The 24262-nt window shown below is 52.7% G+C and carries 20 protein-coding genes; 5 read left to right on the top strand and 15 right to left on the bottom strand.

The features are described from left to right. Positions 1-16: 16 nt before the first annotated feature. The 10 genes from SC206_RS02900 to SC206_RS02855 all read right to left on the bottom strand — a co-directional run bounded on the left by SC206_RS02900 (position 17) and on the right by SC206_RS02855 (position 9877). Positions 17-1024, bottom strand: a complete 1008-nt coding sequence (locus SC206_RS02900; RefSeq protein WP_332734030.1) for an aldo/keto reductase — start codon at positions 1022-1024, stop codon at positions 17-19. A gap of 32 nt (positions 1025-1056) precedes the next feature. Beyond that, on the bottom strand, positions 1057-1458 hold the full coding sequence (locus SC206_RS02895) for a Rid family hydrolase (RefSeq protein ID WP_332734028.1): 402 nt from the start codon (positions 1456-1458) through the stop codon (positions 1057-1059). Positions 1459-1517: 59 nt separating this feature from the next. Beyond that, positions 1518-2459, bottom strand: a complete 942-nt coding sequence (locus tag SC206_RS02890) for an ABC transporter permease (protein WP_332734026.1) — start codon at positions 2457-2459, stop codon at positions 1518-1520. Then, positions 2441-3538: an ABC transporter permease gene (locus tag SC206_RS02885; protein ID WP_332734023.1), complete on the bottom strand. Its 1098-nt coding sequence runs from the start codon at positions 3536-3538 to the stop codon at positions 2441-2443. Before SC206_RS02885 ends, SC206_RS02890 begins: the two co-directional genes overlap by 19 nt. After that, a complete protein-coding gene (locus SC206_RS02880) occupies positions 3531-5039 on the bottom strand; it encodes an ABC transporter ATP-binding protein (RefSeq protein ID WP_332734021.1) in 1509 nt (502 codons plus the stop codon). The genes SC206_RS02885 and SC206_RS02880 overlap by 8 nt, the downstream gene beginning before the upstream one ends. Before the next feature lie 4 nt (positions 5040-5043). Next, the gene (locus tag SC206_RS02875; RefSeq protein ID WP_332734019.1) at positions 5044-6009 is read right to left on the bottom strand and encodes a BMP family protein; all 966 of its coding nucleotides are present in this window, start codon (positions 6007-6009) and stop codon (positions 5044-5046) included. Between the two features lie 52 nt (positions 6010-6061). After that, entirely contained in the window at positions 6062-7183 is a 1122-nt protein-coding gene (locus SC206_RS02870) for an LLM class flavin-dependent oxidoreductase (RefSeq protein ID WP_332734017.1), read from the bottom strand. Next, the gene (locus SC206_RS02865; RefSeq protein WP_332734015.1) at positions 7183-8004 is read right to left on the bottom strand and encodes an alpha/beta fold hydrolase; all 822 of its coding nucleotides are present in this window, start codon (positions 8002-8004) and stop codon (positions 7183-7185) included. Before SC206_RS02865 ends, SC206_RS02870 begins: the two co-directional genes overlap by 1 nt. 198 nt (positions 8005-8202) lie before the next feature. Continuing rightward, positions 8203-9090, bottom strand: a complete 888-nt coding sequence (locus tag SC206_RS02860) for a LysR family transcriptional regulator (RefSeq protein ID WP_332734013.1) — start codon at positions 9088-9090, stop codon at positions 8203-8205. A 121-nt stretch (positions 9091-9211) separates the two neighbouring features. Next, positions 9212-9877 (bottom strand): TetR/AcrR family transcriptional regulator, encoded by a 666-nt coding sequence (locus SC206_RS02855; protein WP_332734011.1) that lies wholly within the window; start codon positions 9875-9877, stop codon positions 9212-9214. Between the two features lie 115 nt (positions 9878-9992). On the opposite strand from SC206_RS02855, the gene SC206_RS02850 reads away from it, so the two are divergent. Continuing rightward, positions 9993-10700 (top strand): SDR family oxidoreductase, encoded by a 708-nt coding sequence (locus tag SC206_RS02850; protein WP_332734009.1) that lies wholly within the window; start codon positions 9993-9995, stop codon positions 10698-10700. A gap of 79 nt (positions 10701-10779) precedes the next feature. Continuing rightward, positions 10780-11625: an alpha/beta fold hydrolase gene (locus SC206_RS02845; protein WP_332734007.1), complete on the top strand. Its 846-nt coding sequence runs from the start codon at positions 10780-10782 to the stop codon at positions 11623-11625. 35 nt (positions 11626-11660) lie between these two features. Here the strand turns inward: SC206_RS02845 and SC206_RS02840 are convergent, their stop codons facing one another. From SC206_RS02840 to SC206_RS02820, 5 genes are all read right to left on the bottom strand, one after another. After that, the gene (locus tag SC206_RS02840; RefSeq protein ID WP_332734004.1) at positions 11661-12812 is read right to left on the bottom strand and encodes an MFS transporter; all 1152 of its coding nucleotides are present in this window, start codon (positions 12810-12812) and stop codon (positions 11661-11663) included. After that, positions 12809-13351 carry a TetR/AcrR family transcriptional regulator gene (locus SC206_RS02835; RefSeq protein ID WP_332734002.1) on the bottom strand — a complete coding sequence of 181 codons (543 nt, stop codon included), beginning with the start codon at positions 13349-13351 and terminating at the stop codon, positions 12809-12811. Before SC206_RS02835 ends, SC206_RS02840 begins: the two co-directional genes overlap by 4 nt. Positions 13352-13918: 567 nt before the next feature. Next, positions 13919-16126 (bottom strand): DEAD/DEAH box helicase, encoded by a 2208-nt coding sequence (locus tag SC206_RS02830; RefSeq protein WP_332734000.1) that lies wholly within the window; start codon positions 16124-16126, stop codon positions 13919-13921. Beyond that, positions 16123-17439, bottom strand: a complete 1317-nt coding sequence (locus SC206_RS02825; RefSeq protein WP_332733998.1) for an ATP-binding protein — start codon at positions 17437-17439, stop codon at positions 16123-16125. Before SC206_RS02825 ends, SC206_RS02830 begins: the two co-directional genes overlap by 4 nt. Positions 17440-17442: 3 nt before the next feature. After that, positions 17443-19938, bottom strand: a complete 2496-nt coding sequence (locus SC206_RS02820; protein ID WP_332733996.1) for a tellurite resistance TerB family protein — start codon at positions 19936-19938, stop codon at positions 17443-17445. A gap of 369 nt (positions 19939-20307) precedes the next feature. Between SC206_RS02820 and paoA the strand changes: the two genes are divergently transcribed. The 3 genes from paoA to paoC are packed head-to-tail and all read left to right on the top strand — an operon-like array spanning position 20308 to position 24147. Next, positions 20308-20997 carry an aldehyde dehydrogenase iron-sulfur subunit PaoA gene (gene paoA / locus SC206_RS02815; protein ID WP_332733994.1) on the top strand — a complete coding sequence of 230 codons (690 nt, stop codon included), beginning with the start codon at positions 20308-20310 and terminating at the stop codon, positions 20995-20997. Next, the gene (locus tag SC206_RS02810; RefSeq protein ID WP_332733992.1) at positions 20994-21959 is read left to right on the top strand and encodes an FAD binding domain-containing protein; all 966 of its coding nucleotides are present in this window, start codon (positions 20994-20996) and stop codon (positions 21957-21959) included. The genes paoA and SC206_RS02810 overlap by 4 nt, the downstream gene beginning before the upstream one ends. Next, positions 21949-24147, top strand: a complete 2199-nt coding sequence (gene paoC / locus SC206_RS02805; protein ID WP_332733990.1) for an aldehyde oxidoreductase molybdenum-binding subunit PaoC — start codon at positions 21949-21951, stop codon at positions 24145-24147. Before SC206_RS02810 ends, paoC begins: the two co-directional genes overlap by 11 nt. Positions 24148-24262: the final 115 nt, after the last annotated feature.

Here is a 24262-nt window from a genome sequence, read left to right as displayed (position 1 = left end):
GAATAAAAAGCCGTTTTCACTCGCGGACGATGCGACCTTCAATCGGATGATGAGGATCGACCGGACCCAGAGTGGAACTTTTTCCGGGTGAAACCAGCTGATCACAAAACGCATCATCTTCTGTCGACCACGGACAGTCGAGCGCCGCCATGCCGTCGCGCCACTGTTCGAAGGTGCGCGGACCGACCAAGGTGCTGGTGACCAGCTGATTGCGCATCACCCACGCCTGGGCGAAATGCGCGGGTTGCCGTCCGGTGCGTTCGGCATAGGAGGCTAACTCGCCTGCGACCTGCAACGACTCTGGCCGCCATTCCGCTTCCATCATGCGCGGATCCGCACGACCGGCGCGACTGTTGCTGTCGGGTGCGACGTCCTGACGATATTTTCCGGTCAAGATGCCGCGCGCCAGCGGGCTGTAGCAGACGGTGCCGACGCCAAAATAGGCGGCGGAAGGCAATATCTCGACCTCCGCCTCGCGGTTGGCAAGGTTATAAAGGGGCTGAGTGGCAACCGGTCCGGCGATGCCCGCTTCTCGCGCCAGCCGCACGGTTTCGGCCAAACGCCAGGCTTTGAAGTTAGAGACGGCAAAATAGCCAATTTTCCCTTCGCGAATCAAATCGGCGAAGGCGAGCACCATTTCTTCGAGCGGTGCCGCAAAATCGGCTTTGTGCATGTAGAGCACATCAATGTAATCGGTGCCTAAACGCTTCAGTGAGCCGTGTACGCCTTCGCGGATCCACTTGCGCGACATGCCGCGCTGATTCGGTTCGTCGCCCATCGGGTTGCCGACTTTGGTGGCGAGCACCCAGCGGTCGCGCTCTGCGGCGATGGCGCGACCCACCACGCGTTCGGATTCCCCCTTGTTGTATACGTCGGCGGTATCGATGAAATTGACTCCGCTGGCACGCGCGTCAGCGATAATGCGCTGCGACGTCGCTTCGTCGGTCACGCCGCCAAACATCATCGTTCCCAAACAGATTTCGGAAACCTTGAGCCCACTGCGTCCGAGATAACGGTATTGCATAGACCTATCCTTTCTAAACCGAGAGAGTGCAATTAATCGGGAATCACCGCCGTGGTGGCTATCTCGACCAGAAATTCCGGGCGAACCATTTCAAGCTTGACGCAAAAGCGTGCAGGCAGCAGCGCCGGGAAATAGCTGACGTAAATCTCGTTAAACTTATGGTAATCGTCGAGATTACGCAAAAAAATCTGGTTCATCACCGCGTGGTCCATACTGCTGCCCGCCGATTCAAGCACCACTTTAATGCTGTCCAGCACGCGACGGGTCTGCACTTCAATATCCCCCTCGCCCACGATGCTGCCATCAATCGGATCGGTTGAAAGCATACCGGCCACGTAAACATGATTGCCCGCTTTAATGCCCCAGTTAAGGTGATTGAGGCCGGTCGCGGTCTTGCCGATAATCCAGCCTTCGGGATTGATTGCCTGATTCATCTGTTTCTCCTGATGCGGGCCACAGCCCATAATTGTCTGTTTTACATAACTAAAAATCTTTAGCGTCCGGACCCTCGCAGGAAAGGACGGCCTAAATCATTGGGTGCCGCGCCTGCTCGACCCATCATGATCCAGGCGAGTAGTGCAACGACGAACGGAATAGCCATCAATAACGACGGCGAGATATTAATGCCAAGATATTGTCCCTGGAATTGCAGGGCTTCGAGCAGGCCCAGCAGCACTGCCACAAGTAATACCCGCAGCGGCATCCAGCGGGCGAAAATAGTGATGGCGATAGCCAGATAACCGCGCCCCGAGGTCATGTTGTCGACGAAGGTGCCGCCCGAGGCCACGATGCAAAGATAGGCGCCGCCGAGTCCGGCCATCAGTCCGGTGAATATCGCGGCCCCTAAACGCAGACGCAGCACCGAATGTCCGGCGGCATCGGCGGCGAGCGCGTTTTCACCCACCGCGCGCAGCAGCAGGCCGAGACGGGTCGCGCGGAACAGCCACCAAAGACCCAACGTAACCAGCAGCGCAAGATAAAATACCGGGCTTTGCGAGAACAGCGCCCTGCCGACGACAGGCAAGTCCGCCAGCCACGGCAGCTTGAGCATGGAAACCGAACGCATCGAACCCGCCGCCGGTGCGCCGCTCAACCAGAGTTGGCGAATCAGCGACGTCGCCCCAATCGCGAACAGATTAAAGCCGATGCCCATCACAATTTGATTGGCGCGAGCCAGCACCGTGCCCAGAGCCAGTATCGCCGCCGCGAGCAACCCGCCCAACACGCCAGCGAACAGCGCAACCACGGGCGAGCCGCTGAGCGCCAATCCTACCGCCGAGGCGCAGGCACCAAACAGCATCAACCCTTCCAGCCCGATAGTGAAGAGACCCGCGCGCTCGGAGACGGTTTCCCCCAGCGCCGCCAGCAGCACCGGCACACACAATCGCAAACCTCCGGCCAGAAACAGCGCCAGCGTTACAGTGTTGAATTCCATACCGGCCTCCCCTTAACGAGCATCACGCCGCTTAACACCGCCAGCAGCAGAATTGGCATGCCCGCCAGCACATCGGCCAGCGCTGCCGGAATTGAAAAGTTGGTTTGCAGCGCCAGCGCCGCGCTGTTTATCGCCCCAAAATAGAGCGATACAATCACCGCGCCGACAGGTTCGAGACCCGCGAGAAACGACACCGCCAGCCCTTCGAATCCTAGACCCGACGAGAAGCCGTCGATCAGCCGATACTGCACGCCGAGCACCTCAAACGTGCCCGCCAGCCCGCCGACCGCGCCGGAAAGCGCCATGCTGGTCAGCACCGTTTTGGTCGCCGATTGCCCCTGAAGTTGCACAAAGCGCGGACTTTGGCCGCTGGCGCGCAGCCTCAGGCCAAAGGCGCTATGTTTCAGCATGACCCAGACCGCCAGCGCAATCAGCAGCGCCAGAAAAACGCCCGCGTGCAACCGCGTTCCTTCAATGACGGAGTGAAACACGCCGTTCGGCGGCAGCTGCGCCGACATATTAAAATTGGATCCGACGGGGCGCATCGGCCCCTGCACCAAATATTTCAGGAAATAGATGGCGATGAAATTCATCATCAGCGTGACGATAATCTCGTCGATGCCGCGCCAGATTTTCAATACGGCAGGAATCGCGCCCCACAGAGCACCGCACAGCGCGCCGCTGAGAATGGCGAGCGGCAGCAGCAGCGGACCAATATCGCCAAACGCCAGAAACGGCAGCATCGCGCCAATCGCGCCCATCTGTAACTGCCCTTCGCCGCCAAGGTTGAACATGCCGCCGCGAATGGCGATCAGCGCGCCGAGCGCCACCAGCAGGCGCGGCGTCATAAACACCAGCGTGTCGGACAGCGCGCGGAGGTTGCCGAACGCGCCTTCAAACGCCACGCCGATCGCCGAATGAAGCGGCACGCCCATCGCGCTAATCAGCGCCAAGCCAAGAATCAGCGAGCCGACGAAGGCGCTTAGCGTCACCCACAGCGAGCGATAAGCGCCGAGCTGCGCCAGCACGCGGCGAAAAGAGGCGCTGGTTTCAGCCAGCGGTTTTATCGAGTCAGACATGATGTTCCCCTGCAACGTTGGACGATCTGCCCTGACTCGAGGTCATCAGGCTGCCGATTTTTTCGATGGTCATCTCATCACCTGACACTTCGCCGCTAATTCGTCCACCGTTCATCACTACGATGCGATCGGCGAGACGAATTAACTCTTCGATGTTCGAGGAGATGATCATCACCGTCGTACCCGCGTCGGCTGCGTCGGCGAGACGGGTCAGCACCGTGTCGGCCGCCGCCATGTCGAGCCCGCGCGTGGGTTGATAAACCAGCACTATCGACGCCGACTCGGCCATCGCCCGCGCCACGACAATCTTTTGCTGATTACCGCCCGACAGCGAACGCGCCGGGCTGGCGTGGGAATGGGTACGAATATCAGACTGCTCAATCATTTCCTGCGCGCGCGTGGCAATAGCCGCGTGATGCAGCAGGCCAAAGCGGCGGTATTCGCCCTGCATGATTTTTGGGTAAAGCAGATTATGAGAAACCGGCAGGTCCAGCGACAGGCCTTCGTGATGGCGATCCTGCGGGACCAGCGCCAGCGTGATTGCCGCGTGGCTACGGCGAAGCGTGCCGCTGTCAGCCTGACGCTGTCCGGCCAGCAGCTCGAAAAGTTCGGTCTGGCCGTTGCCTTCGACGCCCGCTACGCCAATCACCTCACCCGCCGACAGCACGAGATTGATGTCGTGCAATCCCGGCGATCCGCTCGAAGGGCGAAGGTTGACGGCGCTGACCCGCATCCGTTCATCACCCGCCTGACGATGCGCGCCAAGCCGCGTGCCAGTCGCCACGGCTCGGCCAACGATTTTTTCTACTAACTCTTCAGGCGTACAGCCCCGCGTCGGCCCGCTGCCGTTGGTTTTCCCACGGCGCAGAATGGTGTAACGATCGGCGTTGGCCAGCACTTCATCCACGTTGTGGGTCACGACCGCCACCGCCGTGCCCTTCTCGCAGATTCGGCGCACCGTGGCGTACAGCGCGGTGATTTCGGTTGGCGTAAGGATGGTCGAAGGTTCATCCAGCAGCAGCACGCGGGTGTCATTGACCAGCGCCTTAAGGATTTCCACCCGCTGCTGCAACGCCAGCGGCAGATGGCCGACGACGGCAGCGGGGTCCAGCTCTACGCCATAATTTTGCATAAAGGCGCGAATATCCGCCGGACGACGAAAGGCTTTGCGCCGATCGCCACGCGCCACCAGCGCCAGATTCTCGGCCACCGTAAACGAGGCCACCAGCTTGAAATGCTGATGAACCATGCCGATGCCGTTGGCAATCGCATCGGCCGGTCGACGGTGGATAACCTGACGGCCGTTCATCAGCACGCCGCCCTCTGTCGGTTCATGCACGCCGTAGAGAATATTCATCAGCGTCGATTTGCCCGCGCCATTCTCGCCCAGCAAGGCGTGGATCTCCCCCGGATAAAACGCCAGATTGACCTTTTCCAGCGCCAAAAATCCGTTGGGATAGCGCTTCGAGACGTGGTCGAGTTCGATGAGCGGGCTGGACATGAGGCTATTCCTCTATCTTGATCTTGCCGGATTTAAGGTCGTCGATGACTTTGAATACCTTGTCCTGCACGCCTTTATCGACATGGGCAAACGGCGTGGCAAGCGTCCAGCCTTGGGTCGCCAGATTTTCGGTGATGATGCGATTACCCAGCTGGTGATCGGTGAAATGTTTGCCAATATCGGCGTAAGATTTGTTGAAGTTCATGATGGTTGAGGTCATCACGGAATTAGGGAACGCTTTTGATTGGTCGGTGTAAGAGCCAATGGTGAGCACCTCGCCCTCGTCCGCCGCCTGCTGAATACCGGCATCGGCCGTGTCGGCGGCCGGTATCACAAAGTCTGCCCCGCGAGCGATAGCGCCGGTGGCAATTTCCTTGGCCCGCGCCACGTCGGTAAACGAGCCCACGTAGGCCGAATCAACCACTATTTTTGGATTGACGTAGGCCGCGCCTTTTTTGATGAATTGCACGGTGCGTTCCGCCGACGGAATCGGCTCGCCGCTTATCACCGCAATGTGACCGGATTTACTGGCCGATGCCGCCAACGCGCCCAGCACGAAGCCATATTCGTCCCAATCGACAGACCAGGCGGAATAGTTCGGCAGATTGGCGGTGGATCCCTCATAGGAATAAAGCACGAACTGGGTATTCGGGAACGACGGCGCTACTTCCTTAATAGCCGCCGAATAACCGGATGAGTGCGCGATGATCAGTTTCACGCCGTCCGATGCCAACTGCCGCAGCACCGCGGGCGCCGATTCATAGGTGGTATGCTCGAGATAGCTCGGCGTGAATCCTTCTTTGCTGGCCATGCTTTTGAACGCCGCATAGCCCGCCATGTCCCATGAACCCTGAGTGACGGTCTGGGTGAATAAGGCCGCCACGCGCGGTTTGCTGTCATCCGCATGAACCACGGCGCTGCAACCGAAAGCAGCAGATACTGCAATAGCCAACATCATCTTCAATTTCATCGCTCGACTCCTGGCAATCCGCATCGCGGGAAAAAGGGGGTAAAAGGAAAAATCAGGACTTCATGGTTTTCTGGTATGCGCGGGCGTTGGTCTTTACGCCGTTCATCTCCAGCACTTCCAGCACCTCGGTGCCGACCGTGCGTAAATCATCGATAAAATCGGGAACAATGACCGTGACGCCATCAAGCTGCGCGCCTTTGATAATGGCCGCCAGCTTGTTGCCGATAGTTTCCGGCGAGCCGACCAGCGCGGCGCGGCTCATCGAGTTACGCTGCTCCCCCTGAGAAACAAAACGCTGCGCCATGGTGTTGTGTTTAAAGCTTTTATCGCCGGAATATTCACGCGTCTGGTTATCCAATGCGATGGTATCCACGCCCGCGTCATACAGCGCGACTCGCTCACGCGCTTCGGCATCGGTGGCCCCCGGCACGATGGTAAACAGGCCATAAGTTTTGAAATCGGGCTTGTTCTGCTGAACCGCCAACTCTTTGGCGCGTAAGCCGGTTTTAATAAAATCGTCGTGATCGGAACCCAGCATGAAACTGGCGGTGCAATGTTCCATGGTGAACAAAAATCCGCGATCCGACGCTCCTGCGCAGATGATAGGCGGCGGCGTCACCGGTTTCGGATTCGACATGCAGTCGGTCAGCTGATAGTGCTTGCCCTGATGGTCGACGCGATCTTCAGTCCAAAGGCGCTTCAGCACCGTCAGCCATTCGGCGGCCAGCTCGTAACGCTCGGCGTGATCGAGATCCATCCATAATCCCATCTGGCCCTGATCCGACGGATTCGAGCCCGAAACAATGTTCAGCGCAAAACGCCCTTTCGATATTTGGTCCAGCACGGCCGACATCTTGGCGATCACCGCCGGATGATAAACCATGGTATGCACAGTGCCCCACACGCCAATTCGACTAGTTGCTTCGGCCAGTCCGGCCATGGTGGTCAGGCTTTCCAGCGTGGTATCCCAGTGGCGAGACGGGCCGCCGTAGCCGCGCCATTTCGCCATCGACAGCGCGAAATCAAAACCCAGCTCCTCGGCCAGCACTGTGACCTGCTTGTTATAGTCGTAGGTTGCTGGCAGCTGCGGGCTCGTGGTGGAGGTTATCCAGCCGCCATTACCTACTGGTAGAAAGACGCCAAATTCGACATTGCGATTTTCTTCACGGGTCATCAATAACTCCTGGATTCAGTAGGCAGACGGTTAATGCTCGCCATAAAGTCGCGCGCAATTTGATTAAATTCCGAAGTTTGCGTTTCCGAAAAACTGTGTCCACCCTGCGCCACGATTTTCAGCTCTGCGCCCGAAATAGCGCTGGCAAGCAGGCGGGACTGATAAGGCGGGGTCAAAATGTCATCCTGCGCACAGACCACCAGCGTAGGAGTTTGAATCAGAGGCAATAGCGCCGTGGCATCGTGCGCCATAATGGCGTCAATTCGGCTGAGAATGACCTCACGCGCCGGAAATCGGCTGGCTGACGCAAGCAGCGCGGGAGACAACCTTTCCGCATGCGAATTAATGTGTTCCGGCGGATAGAGAAACAGCGCGCTGCCGTGAACGTATTCCTCCAATGGGCTGCCGACCAGCAAGGCGCGCCGCATGCGAAAACACCAGTTGAAATGCAGATCGGATTTCGCCCAGCTGGCGTACTGTACCATTCCTGCAAGCAGCGTCGGGTAACGCGCGGCCAGAACTTGCCCAATCGCACCGCCGGTGGAATGACCGATCAGCACGGGATTTTCCAGCTTCAACGCCGTAATCAGCGCGTAAAGATCGTCGGTTAACGTTTCGATGCTGTAAGGCCCTGCGGGATGGTCGGAAAGGCCCGCGCCGCGCTGGTCGTAGGTCACCACGGTAAAATCGTTGGCAAATGCGTCGACCTGAGGTTGCCAGTAAGCCGCCGTGCCGCCCAGCCCGGAAACAAAAATAATCACAGGTCCGCTGCCCTGAATGTGGTACTGCGTCCGAATCCCGTTCGTCATGATGACTGGCATCGTGCTCCCCTCTTTAATCCTGTCGTTTTGCGATGACTGATTTTATGATGTTCAATAGATATCACGGGGTGGAGAGCAGGCTGTAATGCCGTATGCAGCACGCCGCGTTGCCTGTTTTAGAACACCGCAAACTGCATCGCCCAGCAGAGAAACGTCGAGTGACGGCGCGTGTTGGTCTGCACGTTTAGGGGGAGTTTTTCAGATAAACGCTCTGCAAAGGTGCTTGAGAAACTGATGCGCGGCAAACGACAGCGTGCGATCGCGATGCACACAAATTTCGATGGTCGCAGATTGCATGGCCTCGTTTTCGATAGGGATCGCGCACAGCGTATTCTGGGCAATTTCGCGCATGGCAATTTGTTTCGGCCCGATAGTCACCGTTCGCCCGGCAATCGCCATTGCCTTGGTCAGCTCAAGATTATTGGTATTCACAATCGATTGCGGAAGGAGATGCAGGCTGCGCGTCACCTTGTCGAAGGTCTGTCGCATGCCAAAACTGGAGACGGGCAAGGCGACCGGATAAAAGCAGATCTCTTCCAGCGTGACCGATTGGCGCTGGGCCAGAGGATGCTGCGGGGAGACGAGGCACTGAATTGGTGCAGAACAGCGCTTGACCACTTCAATGCCCGGGCGATCGTCCATATTAAACACGATGCCAATATCTATCTCGTCACGAATAATCGCTTCGATAGTGCGGTCAGAAGATTCACTGTTGATGGAAAACTGGATAGCCGGATAGTTTTCATTAAATTCGGTCATTATCTGCGGCAAAATGACCTGAACCACGGCTTCGATCACCCAGATTTTAACCTCGCCTTCCCGCAATCCCTTGAGGCTTTTTATCGACTCATGAATGCGGTCAAGGTCACGGCACATCTTGCGGGTAAAGCGTTCCAGCATTAAACCTGCGGGGGTTAATCGTATCCCGGTATTGTTGCGTTCAAGCAGCATCACGCCAAGGCTGTGTTCGAGCAGAGAAATTTGTCGACTTACGGCAGACGGCGCGACGTGCAAACGGTCCGCCGCGCGGCGAATCGAGCCCGTTGCCGCCACTTCGTTGAAATATTTATAAGTATTAAGATTCAATGCGTAACCTCAGGTGAATAAATAATGAAATTCACAACAGGAGGCTATGCAAGTTTGATACCACTGCGCGTAATTTTAAAACTATTGAATTAACTGAAAATCGAATCCTGATGCATTCAAATCACTGTGCTGGCCAGGCGCGCATGGCGGCAATCACCACGGCATCAAGTTCGCCGCGCGTTGCGCCATCCACCGCCGCAACGGATAAACCCTGTAAAACGGTGGCATAAAAACGGGCGAGCGAGGCGGGATCGGTGGTGTCTGGCAATAATCCAGCCTTGACGTCGTTTGCGATGCGAGTTTCTATCATATTGCGAAATTCTGCCCGCATTTGCCGTAACTCTGCCGCCATCTCCCGATTTTCAATGCCGACCATCAGCATGCCGCTTGAGATCATACAGCCAACAGGCTTATCAGGCTGAGTCACTTTTTCAACGCCACGTTCAAGCATTAACTGCACGGCATCTCGTGCAGAAGATGTTTCGGCTATCTCTTCGGCAGTCAGATTACCAGCGGCATAGAGTCGTAATACGTCGCGATAAAGGTCAGATTTGCTGCCAAAAGCATGATAAAGGCTCGGCGGCGCAATGCCGATCGCGAGACACAGTTCGGCAATAGAAACGCCTTCGTATCCGTGTCGCCAGAAGAGATCCAGCGCAGTATTGAGCGCGGCGTCGCGATCAAAAGTAGATTTTCGCCCGCGCGATTTTACCGCCTCGGATTTGGCGGTCACGCGTTTAGAGGCGGCGTTTTTGGAGAGTACAGTTTTGGAGGTCGATGTTGTCATGGCTTCATTATATGAGCTTGACAGCAAGGCACAAGTGTTTAATTTTTAGTGGTCACTAAATATAAGAAATTGGCCGATTTCTCCCTTAAACGTAATCAAGGAATGCAGTTTACTCATGCAAAATCAGCAAGTTGTTATCATCGGCGGTTCAGAAGGCATTGGCCTCGCCGTTGCCAAGGCGGCGCGTGAATTGGGCGCTAACGTTCTCGCTGTGGCAAGAACGCAAGAAAAACTCGAGGCGGCGCAACGGTCGGTTGAGGGTCTGGAGATTGCCGTTGCGGATATCAATAATCCCGCGTCGCTGAAGCGCGTATTTTCACAATTCGACGCGGTCGATCACGTTTATATCGCGGCGGGCAGCACCAAAACGGGCAGCCCTCTCGAGCCAGAATTGGAGGCGTTTAAACACAAGTTTGATGAGCGGCTGTGGGGATCGGTCGAGGTGGTACGCGCTGCGCAAAACCTTATGCGTCCCGGCGGATCCTTTACCTTTACCGGCGGCTTGTCGTCTGATCGTCCCGTCATTGGCGCGTGGGTTTCCGGCATTGCGACGATGGCAACGGAACAACTCGCCCGCGTGCTGGCGCTGGAGCTCGCCCCGCTTCGCTTCAATGCCGTCGCACCCGGTTACACCGATACGCCGATGTGGGATAGCATTTTCCCCGGTGATGGCGTGAAAATCCTCGATGAAGTGGTGAAGAAAAATCTGCTTCCTCGCTTAGTCACAGCCGAGGAAGTGGCGCAGGCCGTGATTCTGCTGATGCAAAATAAGGCCATTACCGGCGAGACTATTCACATCGACTGCGGGGCAAGGCTGGTTTAACGATTAAAAAACAGAGGATTATTGCAACGAATGATCTTCGAAATACGCAACATCTACACGCCTCGACAGGACGATTGCCATGAATATAGATAATTTTGAACATCGAAGGATTAAGGCGGGCGAGGTCACTCTGCACGCCGTCATTGGCGGAACGGGTTCCCCTCTCGTGCTGATCCACGGTTTTCCACAGACGTGGTGGGAATGGCGTCACGTGATGCCGCAACTGGCCGAGCATCACACGGTGATTGCCGTCGATCTTCGCGGTGCCGGACATTCCGACAAACCGCAGGGCGGTTATGACAAGCGTACGCTCGCAGCAGATGTTCACGCCGTCATGTCTGCCTTAGGTTATGAAAAGTATGCCGTTTGCGGTCACGATATTGGGGGGATGACGGCGTTGGCGCTGGCGCTTACGCATCGCGATGCCGTAACTCATTTGGCGGTGCTCGACGCCTCGCAGCCCGGCTGGAGCGGCTGGGAAGCGAATTCTCATAAGGAAAAAGTGTGGCATTTTGCCTTCCACATGCAGCGCGATTTGCCGGAGATGCTGATTCAGGGGCGAGAACGGGAGTACGTTTCCGCTTTCATCTATGACCGCGCCTATGATGTTGGCGCGCATCCCGCCGCTGATATCGACACGTTTGCGCAATCGCTAGCCCAGCCCGGCAACCTGCGCGGCGGCCTCGAATGGTATCGCACTTTCCCTCAAGACCATGAAAACGCCAAGCGTTGGAAACAGGATCCGCTAACGATTCCCGTGCTGGCGCTGGGCGGCGAGCATTCATATGGTGCGCGGATGGTTCCTATGCTCGAAGAGTTCGCCGTCGAGGTAAGTGGGGGCAGCATCAGCGGCTGTGGACATTGGCTGGCGGAAGAGCACCCCAACGAGTTAACAGAGCGGTTGCTGGAATTTCTGTCTCGTTAACGGCACAAAGATTCTGATAAATTCAGTTTGACCTTTTATTGGCCGCCTTCTGTTGCAACGTTTTGTCGCGGCACCAGAAATAACATCATCATGGAGAGCGCAGCAAACGCGCTCAGCGCCATAGGTGCGTCGATTCGTGCATAAAGCTGACCAAAAATAACCGATCCCGCTATTTGCCCGGCGGCCAGCGCGAAGAAAGCCGCCGCCACGCCAGACGCGGATGAAATCTTCGCCGTTGACGTCGCGCAAACCAGCAACACGCCCGATAAAATGACATAACCCGCGCCGACAAGCGCCACTGCAGGAAACAGCCACCAGGAAAATCCATGAAGCAGGGCAAAGAGGAGTAAAGGAGCCGCCATAAACAGTTGCGACAGCCGGTAAACATGTTTCATGCCGATAGCGTTGATCGCTGGCCCCGTCAATACAGCCAGGATCCCGGCGCCGCCGCCGATCAACCACAGCAGATTGGTGGTTGCCTCTTTCAACGCGAACTGATGGTGCATGATGTCAGGTCCAAAACTCCACCACGCCGCGCTGGCCGTGCCGCTGACAAAGGAAATCAGGATGAGACGTCTCATCGATCCTTCACTTATTATCTGATGCCAACCTGCTGTTTCAACGGACGAATGGCCCGTTTCCCCGGGGATAAAACGCATAATCGGCGGCAGGCAAAGCAGCGCCATGACGCCAAAAATTATGCAGGCGATACGCCAGCCACCCGGTACTAAAAACAGCACGATAACCGACGCGATAATGCCCGCGCTGGTTCCCGCATTGATCACGGTATTGGCGACGGTTTGCTGCTCGATGGGAATCGACCGGGTCACCGCCTCCGCCAGCACCGGAGAAGCCAGTCCCGAACTTAGTCCGCCAATAAACAGCCCGAATGCCAGCATTTGAGAGGATGAGGCGCTGGCGAGCAAGAATAGGCCCGCTGCGGCACTCAAGGCGGAAATCATAGCGGGGAGTCGTGGCCCAAAACGTCGTACACAAAACGACGCGGCTGCCATCGCGAGGCAATAAGCAACATAACTGCAGGCGGCAATCATGCCCGCAACGCGGGGCGAAAAAGGAATGTCCCGAATAATCGCGGGCATCATTAATCCCCACGAGAACCTTGCCATGCCGTAGGTGACGGCGATGAGCGAGAAGCCCGTGAGTCCGAGCGCGAAAGCCCTTTTCACAGCTGCTTCTCTTGAATATTCATCAATAACGCGGCCGCCTGCTCAGCTTGAAAAGCCGTTGCCGAACCCTGAATCACGGCGGCGGTGACTGCGCCTTCGAACAGCATCCAAATAGCGTTGGCGAGCGAATCATCCGACGTTTTAAAACGTTGTGCGATGCAGGCGGCGATGTAATCACGAATTGCATAGCGAAAATCCAGCGCCCGCGCCGCCAGCAAGGCATCCTGCTCGGCATATTCTCCCCACGCCTTGGCAAAAAAGCACCCTAACGCGCCCTGCTCACTCATCCATTTTTCGAGGACGGCAAAAAGTTTATTCACCGCCTGCGGATGATCCGAAGGATGAAGGTCGCCAAAAAATCGCGTCTGGCGCTCTTCCATCACACACTTCGTCAGCATTTCGCGCGAGGGAAAATAGCGATAAAACGTGCGCGTGGATACCCTCGCTGCCGCGCATATCTGGTCGGTACTGGTGGGGTGAAAACCGTGGGTGTAAAACAGTTTTTCGGCTGCCTGTAAAATATCATCGCGTTTATTCATATTTTTAAAAGTAAACCGATCGTTTTACTTTTGCAAATTTGTGGCGGTTGTTTAGTTTTATAGGGAGGTAAGCAAAGAAAATAGAGGGAAACTTAGGCTGCATATCATTAGTGCTTATATTCGTGATGACAAACATGGCTCCAGGCGTCCTCAAAAGAAAAAGATAAATTTCTTTGTGATAGCCCATAACATCCAGGTGGGTAAGCCTATCAAATAAAAAAGCCCACCTAAGTGAGCTTCTTTATTTGATTTTAACGCCATTAAATCTACTGGGAACGCTTTATAACCGCTCTTGGGCTGGTAACCGCTTGATGGTCGGTAAAGTCGCCTAGCTTTCGCTATCCTGTTCATACGACTTTGTTCACTGCTCGCAAATTACACTACAAATCGGCAGCTACGTCAATCATAAGTCGACACAGTAAAATGTAAGCGGCCCTATGTCGATAGGAAGTTCCCCCTTCTGCTTCATAAATTCAAATCCATGAAAGTTTAACTTATCTTGCTAGACTTTATTTTTGGCATCTAGTCTCAAATTTGAAAATTGTTTACCTTAGAAAACCGCTATTATCACAAACTGTTTTTTATATTCAGAAGCCATTCTTGAGCGCCCTGTATATTAAATGCCCGCAGGCCATACTCTTGATTCAAAAGCGGATCGGGTAGATATTCATCAAATTTCTCGTGGCACTTTGTCGCAATACTTTCGGCCAGCGTGGTTTCTGAAGGCAAGCCATTATTAAACAGGTTAGAGAGTACTTGTTTGACTTCCCATATGGTTGCTTTTTCAACCTCAATAATCCCTGATACCACGACGGTTTTAAACCCCTTCAGCATTAGCAAAGCCGAAAGTGTGTTTACTGTTTGATCCCCGAGCCAAGCAAAAATATAGACATTGGGTCCATCTTGAATAAAACGTTCCGTTGAGAGGTTATGATGACGGAACCAATATAATCCCTCATCAAATAGCGCTTTCGCCTGCGCGTCAGTAAAGTCCGCCTTCTTTTCATTAACGGTAATACGGTAATCACCCTGCTGATAAATGTCGAACATCTCTTGTCTGACTTTATCGTGGATAGACATTCCGCCGCCATTAAATCGAGGAGGCCGACCTCCCTTAGTCGCTTCGACAAAAATCACTTTTTTCAGCCTATCCACTTCAATAACCTTCCAGCGACGACCGCCGAAAATAATATGTTGATCGGGCATCAGTGGCGAGTCTACAGGTACGGAACCTAACGTTCTGCTGCCTGCCACAATACGAAACTCTTCTGGCGTATTAAACACGGCATAAAAACTATAATGACTGACCTGTTGCTCACCTTGAAGACCCAGTATAAATTCACCGCTGTTGAGTTGAATCAAGAAATGCTGTTCAGACATAAATCGCAGCAGTAATTTAAAGTCTTCGACTGTGACATTTTGGAACGGGCCTTGTCGGCATAACTGTGAAAAAAGCTGGTCTGCCCGTATCCCGCCCCATTGTGCAACCATTGATAAGATTTGATGAAACAGCGTGGAATAATGTTTTTGTCGCGTATTAGCCGGTTCAAACCACTTATTGTTTATAAGCAGTCTTATCATGGCAAATGACTGCACAAGCTGGAGTCTAAGTTGATCAATGATATTTGATTTGTGACTCAATTCATCTTCGATCACCATCATTCTTAATATAGGCGAGGCGCTACGTCGCCCCGAGCGTCCCATACGCTGGCGTAAACTGGCGACAGAATGTGGCGCTGTTACTTGTATTACAGAACTGACTTTACCTATATCAATCCCCAGCTCCAGCGTCATGGTACAAATAGCGGTAGTAGGCAGAGTGCCTTTCTGTAATCGCTGTTCGAGAGTTTCACGCAGATCTTTGGATAAAGAACCGTGATGCGGAAAAAATTCATTGGGAACAAAATTCTGCTCGCTGAGATCACCTAAGGTGGCCGCGATACTTTCAGTTCTCTCTCGGCTATTCGCGAATACCAGATGGGAATCGCCTCGGCAAAGCCGAAAAATATCCTGGCATATTTGCTGTTCAGCAGCGGGCAAAGACTCAGAATCTTTTTTCGGCGTGTTCGTTGGCTCTTGATATCCCCTTACTTGCACTTTTAAGGAGAGGTCATCCTGACTATCGGTAATAGTTTCGCACGTCAGTATTTGATTAGGTCTAAGAGAGAGAGGCACTTTTTCCAGCTCCCCCAATGTTGCACTCAGGGCAACTCTGGGGATAGGCGATTGTGATCTTCCCGTTATAAAATCTATTCGATTCAACAGTGAAAGCAGTTGCATTCCCCTTTCCGTGCCGATGAAAGCATGAAATTCATCGATAACAATATAAGCTAATTTAGAAAAGGCCTGTTTTAGCCATCCTGCAGAACGGATAAGCATCGCTTCGAGCGATTCAGGGGTAATAAGGAGAACCCCTGAAGGATTCTTTTTCGCCTTTGTTTTTCTGCTTTGCGCAATATCGCCGTGCCAGGGAGTAATGGCTATATCCAGCATTTCCCCGAGGCTTTCAAGCCTTCTATTCTGGTCATTGATCAAGGCTTTGAGCGGGCTGATATACAAGATTCCAAAACTATCCTGAATATCTGCAATGGCTGAGCAAGCCGGTAAAAAAAAGGCCTCCGTCTTACCTGCAGCCGTGCCTGCGCTAATTAACACGTCTTTTCCACCGGCTAAAATAGGCGGGATTGCCTTCTTCTGTAGCGCGCGGAGATCCTTCCAGCCTTGCTTGTAGATCCATTTTTGTACTCGCGGATCTAGCTGTTGATATTCATTCATACTCTAAAGTCTGCAAGAGAATCATCGTCGGCCCCATTAGCATCGACGATTTCATCCATATTACTTGGCCTATCCTCTTCTATGGCGAGCTTATTAATGAGCTGTGTCCAAAAAATAGACGGATTCTGTTCGAGTACGGCCAGCATATCCAAAAATGCCTTAATCGTATTACGTGGCGTGCGAAAGTAGGCATCGCCAATGGAATGACTACAGTGGCTTAGAAAGGCGGTAATCACTTCATCGGTAACCAGATAATTATCAGGATTTCCACTTGCGTAAACATGGCGCAGGTTTCTAAGCAGAATATAAAGCTCTTCAGGCGTCAAGCTGGCTAAATGTAGCGAAGGTGACGAATAGTCAATGACTCCGGCACGCTGGGCGAAACTATTTTCTGCCAATCTCGATTGAAGGGCTTCATAACTATATAATCCCTTGCGCGGATCAAAGAGGAACTCCGGCGTTCCTCCAAGTAGAAAACCTATATGTTCTGCCGACCCTTGTAGACAATCATTTAAGATACGCAGTATTTGCTCATAATTGGCAATGCGAGCCTGAGTATTACCGAGCTTATAAAGATTGACCATCTCATCCAGGCTGACGAGTAAACCTGCGTAACCCGCTTGGCGAACAAATAGACTCATTAACTTCAGAGAATCATAAAATGAAGCATCTGAAATAATAGTTCTCACACCTAAATCATTTCTTGCATCGGTTTTAGTGGTGTATTCGCCTCTTAACCAGCGAATAGCATTGGACATGATGTTTTCATTGCCCTGCTCATGCCCCTGCCAAAAAGCTTCAATCACTTTGGCAAAGTCGTAGCCTCCAACCATTTCAGACAAGGCCGCGAGTTTCTTGTGAATAACATGGGGTACAGTGAGATCTGAGTTATCGGCCTCTTTTATGGCTTCTGTGACGAAACGTTCAACCACGCTTTGCAAGGCATTGCCATCGGGCTTATTACGCGTGGAAAGATTCTTCATGAGTTCGGAATAAAGATTACGTGCTTGTCCCCCTGAAGCATGAAGGCGTCTATCAGGTGATAAATCAGCATTAAGTGTTACCAACTTTTTCTCCAAGGCAATCGAGCGTATAACGCTTAGAAAAAAGGTCTTACCTGAACCATATTCACCAATGATTAATCGAAAACCGGCACCGCCATCGACAATACGTTCGATGTCTTGATAAAGGGCTTTTATTTCATTGATTCGTCCAACCTGAATATGTTGAATCCCAACTTTTGGCGTAACGCCTGACTTCAACGATTGTATAATCGCATCTCTTTCTTTAGGTCGAATTCGTGTTGCTGACATAATTTACCCTTTTAGTTCTTCAACAATTTCAAGGTCAACCCAGATTTCGTCGGTATCATCGAGCACTGGGGCATCAACTTGTTCATAGGACCATTCATTAATGACTTCAACAGCGCCGCCCATTAATAAACCTATATTTTTGCATATTTCGGCGACCTCGTTTCTTTCCCATCGCTCTTTCTCAATCAGCCGTAGAAATAGTACGTTATGAGCTTCATCGAGACCCTTAACGGGCTGAGCCGACGGAGACGGTTTATCAGATTGGGTAAGATCGTCTTCAACAAAAATAGTGCTTAGCAAGCTTTGGACATCTTTCGTCGCAGACTCATGTTGTGATAACAGCGCGGCGTCTAAAGAGAATGAGGCTTTAACGCCGGGCTCTTTGAGAATACTCGTTGAAGAAGAATTTCCCAAGATAGAGAGACGATGAATATCGCTGGTTACAGCCTCATTGTTCAACCCGAGCATGAGATATATCTTCTCTAACAGCTTGATTTCAGAGGGGTCTATTTTACCATCAGCCCAGGCAATCGCGATAATTGACTGACTGATTGCACGTTTTTCACTTATACCAAGACTTTCAACTTTGACTTTAAGGCCAGACAAGCTGTCCGGACTATTAAGAAGCCAAATAAGATAAGCATGTAGCGATTTTTTTTCAGTGAGGGAAATCGACTCATCATGATCAATTATTTTATTGAGTGCTTCCCGTTCTGACGTATCAATAAGCTTATCTGCCTTCGAAATTAAAACGCCCAATTGCAACGTGACGGCCACGGAGGAAAATTCTGTCGAGGTCAGTAAAACTTCACCACTCTCCACGTTGAATAGCACAATATAACCCTCACTATCAGGCTTGGTAAAATGATGACGTAAATCTGGTGCAATCCCGTAACCGGCTCTTTGAGCAACATTTTGCATAAACTCTGCCTCTTTTTTATTAATTTTTTCAGCAGCCGTTTTATTCAGACATGTCCAAAACTCAGACACCAAAGCGAGTCCAGAATGTTGTGATATTTTTTCATCAGCCCAATATCTAAATTTATTAATTACTGTATCGGTATTTAGATTGATGAGATCGTCGGGTAAAAGCATAACCGCCTCAATATCGTCGCGGGAGGTCTCTTTTTTTCCGAGATAACGGCTGTAAGCCTCTAATTCATCTGTGCATTTTTCTGCAATTTGCATCAATTTCTGGACTGGTGATTTTAAAAAAACAGGATCGGGAAGATCCGGCGTTGCAATGTTAAGCCCTCGAAGAGAGCCGCTCGCGGGGAAATATTGTAATTCTAATCGTGATTTATTGGGTTTGACGAATAACCCGTTGCTAAAACTCTCCAGATAACGCTTTTCAAATAATAAATTAAATTCTTCAGCACAGCGACGAGCAGGAGTCCGTAATGTATATTCCGCATAATATTTTATCCACGCCAGTGCTAACGAGCCCGAAATCGGCAGACCCGAATTTACAGCCGAGGCAAGCCGGAATTTGAACAGTAAAGATTGGCCCGATGCAAAGTAGTCGCTTTCATTATTAACAGAACAAAGATGAGGACGGGTGAGTATCATCGCCTCTATTAATTGACAGGCATAATGCTGGAAAACCTCATGCTCATGATAACAAACGCTTAAACGTATAACCTCTTGAAATAATGACTGATATTCTTCATCTGAAACTTTGATACCGCTCCCCGCACTCTTTTTCTCCTCGACTTTACCATCAACAAAGATGCGGCGTTCCAAGCCGTAAAAATAGATAAATACGTAGCCAATTGGCGTGCTGATATCATTACGAGCGCTCGCCAACCAATTGAGATAAGCGCCTCGACATCGCGGAGATAATTTGAAAAATGATGGCCAGTAATCTAAAGAATCATCTTGATACGTTCTTGAGGCTGGTTGAATAGGTAAGGCTTCATTGACTAAAGAAGGATCGGGATCACTGCTACGAGTATAATAATCGCCGAGGTTTTCCGTGTTTAACTGCCCTCCAAAATAAAAATAGCCCCCTTCTATAGTAACTCCGGCAACCGAAATGTTTTCCTGATGAGTAATCCAACGCCCTTTTTTCTTATTTATTTCGGGGAGTAATTTGGTGGATGACTCATTATCTATTTGAAACTCTACGGTATCTCCACGAACGATTGAAAACTCCGTCAGCGAATCATCATAAGCTGCAGAGCTAAAAACTTGAGGTTGAGTTTCGACAATCGGACCCAGGAATATATCTAAAATCGGCATACCCATTTCATCAGTGACAGGATAGACCTCTTTATCAATGACTCTTAAGGTGACTTTATCGATAATGGGCCTGCCAAGCTCATTGGTAACTGGATAAACCTCTTTATCGATCATGTTTACTCCGTCAGTACTTGCTGGCATTGCGTCATCCAACTCAATGATATTATTATGCTTTGTCTTTCTTATCTTATTTTTTATCTTTAGAAGATAAAGCAGGTAAGCAAGTATGGCTACGGTGAAAATTATCCAGAATTCCATCCAGGCATCCTTGAGTATTGACGGCATATCTTGCATCGATTTAACAATAAATAAAAAACCTAACCTTGAAAAGAAGAAAGAAGGACAACGTTAGAATTCAAACCAAAAACCACGTTCAGGCATGGTTTTTTTGCATTTGTGAATTCCGCTCATAAGCCTAATTTGGGCAAATATTCCACCGAGATCTGAATTTAGTCTTATGCTATGTAAGGGTATTCGGTTCGAAGCGATTAAAACAATAAAACATCATCGGCTTACTCCCCTCTTTGAGACCCGCGTGGTTTTGCATCTCTCTATCAATAAATTCAAGTTATCTATAAATTCAAATTTTTAATAAATATAAATAAATTAGCACCTTGGAGGCAATGCATGAGCAACCATGACCCCAAACAGCAGAAGCTTAACGTTCGGCAGCTGGAAGATAATGACGGCGGACGATTTCCTCTCAGCCGACGGGATCTCATCAAGACCGGTGCGGTCTCAGCCGTGGCGCTGACGGCACCCGCCGCTTTTGGTATTACCGATCCGCCTGCCACTCCGCCACCTGATATCTCCCACCTTACCCTGCGCGTGAACGGCAAAACCCATCCGCTTGAACTCGATACCCGCACCACTTTACTCGACGCTTTACGCGAACATCTTCACCTCACCGGCACTAAAAAAGGTTGTGATCACGGGCAATGCGGCGCGTGCACGGTGATTGTTGAGGGGCGTCGAATAAATTCCTGCTTAACGCTCGCGGTGATGAATCAGGATGTGGAGATCACCACAATCGAGGGATTAGGCACGCCCGACGCATTACACCCGATGCAGGCCGCCTTTATAAAACATGATGGTTTTCAATGCGGCTACTGCACTTCAGGCCAGATTTGCTCATCGGTGGCCGTGCTTCAGGAGATGAAACAGGGCATTCCGAGCCACGTCAGCACCGATTTGCTATCGCCAACGCCGATTTCTGCCGCAGAATTGCGTGAAAGGATGAGTGGCAACATTTGCCGCTGCGGCGCGTATTCGAACATTCTTGCCGCCATTACCGACGTCGCGGGGAGCCAGACATGAAATCTTTCACCTACGAACGCGTGAAAACGCCTGCTGAAGCGGCAACCAGCGCGGCGCGTAATCCGGGCGCCAAGTTTATCGCCGGTGGTACCAACCTGCTGGATTTAATGAAGCTGGAGATTGAGTCGCCGAGTCATTTAATAGACGTCAATGGGTTAGCTTTAGATGAAATCCAGCCCACGCCGGAAGGTGGACTTCGGATTGGTGCGCTGGTGCGCAACACCGATTTAGCCGCCGATATGCGCGTGCGTCGCGATTACGCGGTGCTCTCTCGCGCCTTGCTGGCGGGCGCGTCGGGTCAGTTACGCAACCGAGCGACGACTGCCGGAAATCTGTTACAGCGCACCCGCTGTCCCTATTTTTACGATACTAATCAGCCATGTAACAAACGTTTACCCGGCAGTGGCTGTGCGGCACTGGGCGGATTCAGTCGCCAACACGCCGTAATCGGTGCCAGTGAAGCTTGCATTGCCACTCATCCAAGCGATATGGCGGTGGCGATGCGCCTGCTCGACGCCGAGATTGAAACCGTGGGGCCGAATGGACAGGTGCGCACGTTGCCCATTGCGGATTTTTATCGCGCGCCGGGCAAAACGCCGCATCTTGAAAACGCCCTGACTCGCGGTGAGTTGATCACCGCCGTGACACTGCCCAAACCTCTCGGCGGCGTGCATCTTTATCGTAAAGTCCGTGACCGCGCCTCTTACGCGTTTGCGCTGGTGTCGGTGGCGGCTATCGTGCAAGCAGATGGCTCGGGCCGCGTGGCGTTGGGCGGCGTTGCGTATAAACCTTGGCGAAACGAAGCCGCCGAAGCCGAACTGGCGCGCGGCGCAAAGCCGGTAGCCGAGCAGCTATTTGCCGACGCCAAACCCACACACGAGAACGAATATAAACTGATTCTGGCGCAGCGCACTCTGACCAGCACACTGATTGAAGCGAGGTCCTCAAGCCATGAAATTTGATACTCCAGCGGGCGAAAATCCGATCGATCAGCAAAAAGTTGTCGGCAAAGCGCATGACCGAATCGATGGTCCGTTAAAAACCACCGGCACCGCGCATTACGCCTATGAATGGCATGAACAGATTACCGACGTGGCCTATGGCTACGTGGTCGGATCGGCGGTGGCAAAAGGGCGAATCGAGTCGATGGATATCAGGGCGGCCCGCAACGCGCCGGGCGTGTTGGCGATCGTCACCGCCGAAAATGCCGGCAAGCTTGGGCAAGGTAAAATGAATATTGCCAAGCTGTTTGGTGGCCCGAATATTCAGCATTATCATCAGGCGGTAGCGCTGGTGGTCGCCGAAACCTTCGAGCAGGCCCGCGCCGCCGCCAATCTGGTTAACGTGCACTATCGCCGTGACCCGGGCGCTTATGATTTAGCAGCCATAAAAGCCAGCGTGAATCATGCCGAGAAGGACAAACCTGACGAGACGCTAGGCGATTTTGCCGCTGCCTTTGCCGCCGCCCCGTTGCAGCTTAATGAAACCTATACCACGCCAGATCAATCCCATGCCGCGATGGAACCTCACGCGACGCTCGCCGCGTGGGACGATGACAAGCTGACCGTCTGGACCTCCAACCAGATGATTGACTGGTGCCGCACCGAATTAGCGACCACGTTAAATATCGATAAAGATAAGGTCCGCGTGCTGTCGCCTTATGTCGGTGGCGGGTTCGGCGGCAAGCTATTTTTGCGTAGCGATACCCTGTTGGCCGCGCTGGGCGCGCGTGCGGCGGGCAAAGCGGTCAAGCTGGCGCTGTCGCGTCCGCTGATTGCCAACAACACGACGCATCGCCCCGCCACGCTCCAGCAGATCCGTATTGGCACCGATAAAGAGGGCAAAATCCTCGCCATCGCCCATGAAAGCTGGTCGGGCAATCTGCCGGACGGCAAGCCCGAAAATGCCGTGCAGCAAACTAATTTGCTCTACGCAGGCGCCAATCGCCTGACAGGTTTGCGTTTGGGCGTGCTCGACCTGCCCGAAGGCAACGCGATGCGCGCGCCGGGTGAAGCGCCCGGACTGATGGCGCTGGAAATTGCTATCGATGAAATGGCCGAGAAAGTCGGCTTGGATCCGATTGAATTCAGGATTCGTAATGACACGCAGGTCGACCCAGCTAATCCCGAACGGCCTTTTTCCAGCCGTAAACTTATCGAATGTTTGCGCCTCGGCGCGGAACGTTTTGGCTGGGATCAGCGTCACGCCAAACCCGGCACGCAGCGCGACGGTAATTGGCTGGTCGGCATGGGCGTGGCGGCCGGTTTTCGAAATAATCAGGTGATGAAATCCGCAGCCCGCGTGCATCTGGACGCTCAGGGCATTGTGACGGTGGAAACCGACATGACGGATATCGGCACCGGCAGTTACACGATTATCGCGCAAACCGCCGCCGAAATGATGGGCTTGCCGCTTGAAAAAGTGGTGGTCCGTTTAGGCGATTCCAACTTCCCGGTCTCGGCAGGGTCCGGCGGGCAATGGGGAGCCAACAGCTCCACGGCGGGCGTCTACGCGGCCTGCGTGAAACTGCGCGCGGCCGTGCTGCAAAAACTGGGTTTTGACGAAAAAGACGCCGTATTTGCCGACGGACAGGTCGTAGCGGGCAATCAGCACGCCGCGCTGACAGAGGCAGCGCGCGACGGAACGATTACCGCCGAAGATGAAATGGACTACGGCGACTTGGCGAAAAAGTTTCAGCAGTCCACTTTCGCGGCGCATTTTGTCGAGGTCGGTGTCGACATAGCCACGGGCGAAACCCGAATTCGCCGCATGCTGGCCGTCTGTGCGGCGGGTCGGATCTTGAATCCGAAAACCGCGCGCAGTCAGGTTATCGGCGCGATGACGATGGGCATTGGCGCGGCGTTGACTGAAGAGTTGGCGGTAGACAAACGGCTCGGATTCTTTGTAAATCACGATTTGGCGGGCTATGAAGTGCCGGTACACGCCGATATTCCGCAGCAGGACGTGATATTTATTGATGAAACCGATGCCGTCTCTTCGCCTATGAAAGCCAAGGGCGTCGGGGAGTTAGGGCTTTGCGGGGTCAGCGCCGCGATCGCCAATGCCGTGTACAACGCCACGGGCGTCCGCGTAAGAAATTACCCGCTGACGCTCGACAAACTGATCGCCCATTTGCCCGAAATCGTCTAAATGCCGGCTTCCTCATACTCCACAAGCCGCAACAGTTTGTATCAAAAGCGGCTGTAATTGCGCGTGAATCTGTTAATCGACAGGCGATTACTCACGCAATGTTTTCAGCCGCTAC

It is taken from the genome of Rouxiella sp. T17 (assembly GCF_036663475.1).
In the GTDB taxonomy this organism is placed as follows: domain Bacteria; phylum Pseudomonadota; class Gammaproteobacteria; order Enterobacterales; family Enterobacteriaceae; genus Rouxiella.
Note: the sequence above shows the minus strand (reverse complement) of the source record. Positions and strands in the feature narration are given on the sequence as shown.

Bases quoted from the DNA above. Each gene is read 5' to 3' on its own strand.
- SC206_RS02835 (WP_332734002.1), bottom strand. From the start codon at position 13,351: ATGAATAAACGCGATGATATTTTACAGGCAGCCGAAAAACTGTTTTAC.
- SC206_RS02810 (WP_332733992.1), top strand. From the start codon at position 20,994: ATGAAATCTTTCACCTACGAACGCGTGAAAACGCCTGCTGAAGCGGCA.
- SC206_RS02855 (WP_332734011.1), bottom strand. From the start codon at position 9,877: ATGACAACATCGACCTCCAAAACTGTACTCTCCAAAAACGCCGCCTCT.
- SC206_RS02865 (WP_332734015.1), bottom strand. From the start codon at position 8,004: ATGCCAGTCATCATGACGAACGGGATTCGGACGCAGTACCACATTCAG.
- SC206_RS02845 (WP_332734007.1), top strand. From the start codon at position 10,780: ATGAATATAGATAATTTTGAACATCGAAGGATTAAGGCGGGCGAGGTC.
- SC206_RS02890 (WP_332734026.1), bottom strand. From the start codon at position 2,459: ATGGAATTCAACACTGTAACGCTGGCGCTGTTTCTGGCCGGAGGTTTG.
- paoA (WP_332733994.1), top strand. From the start codon at position 20,308: ATGAGCAACCATGACCCCAAACAGCAGAAGCTTAACGTTCGGCAGCTG.
- paoC (WP_332733990.1), top strand. From the start codon at position 21,949: ATGAAATTTGATACTCCAGCGGGCGAAAATCCGATCGATCAGCAAAAA.
- SC206_RS02820 (WP_332733996.1), bottom strand. From the start codon at position 19,938: ATGGAATTCTGGATAATTTTCACCGTAGCCATACTTGCTTACCTGCTT.
- SC206_RS02900 (WP_332734030.1), bottom strand. From the start codon at position 1,024: ATGCAATACCGTTATCTCGGACGCAGTGGGCTCAAGGTTTCCGAAATC.
- SC206_RS02825 (WP_332733998.1), bottom strand. From the start codon at position 17,439: ATGTCAGCAACACGAATTCGACCTAAAGAAAGAGATGCGATTATACAA.
- SC206_RS02885 (WP_332734023.1), bottom strand. From the start codon at position 3,538: ATGTCTGACTCGATAAAACCGCTGGCTGAAACCAGCGCCTCTTTTCGC.
- SC206_RS02870 (WP_332734017.1), bottom strand. From the start codon at position 7,183: ATGACCCGTGAAGAAAATCGCAATGTCGAATTTGGCGTCTTTCTACCA.
- SC206_RS02895 (WP_332734028.1), bottom strand. From the start codon at position 1,458: ATGAATCAGGCAATCAATCCCGAAGGCTGGATTATCGGCAAGACCGCG.
- SC206_RS02830 (WP_332734000.1), bottom strand. From the start codon at position 16,126: ATGAATGAATATCAACAGCTAGATCCGCGAGTACAAAAATGGATCTAC.
- SC206_RS02850 (WP_332734009.1), top strand. From the start codon at position 9,993: ATGCAAAATCAGCAAGTTGTTATCATCGGCGGTTCAGAAGGCATTGGC.
- SC206_RS02875 (WP_332734019.1), bottom strand. From the start codon at position 6,009: ATGAAATTGAAGATGATGTTGGCTATTGCAGTATCTGCTGCTTTCGGT.
- SC206_RS02880 (WP_332734021.1), bottom strand. From the start codon at position 5,039: ATGTCCAGCCCGCTCATCGAACTCGACCACGTCTCGAAGCGCTATCCC.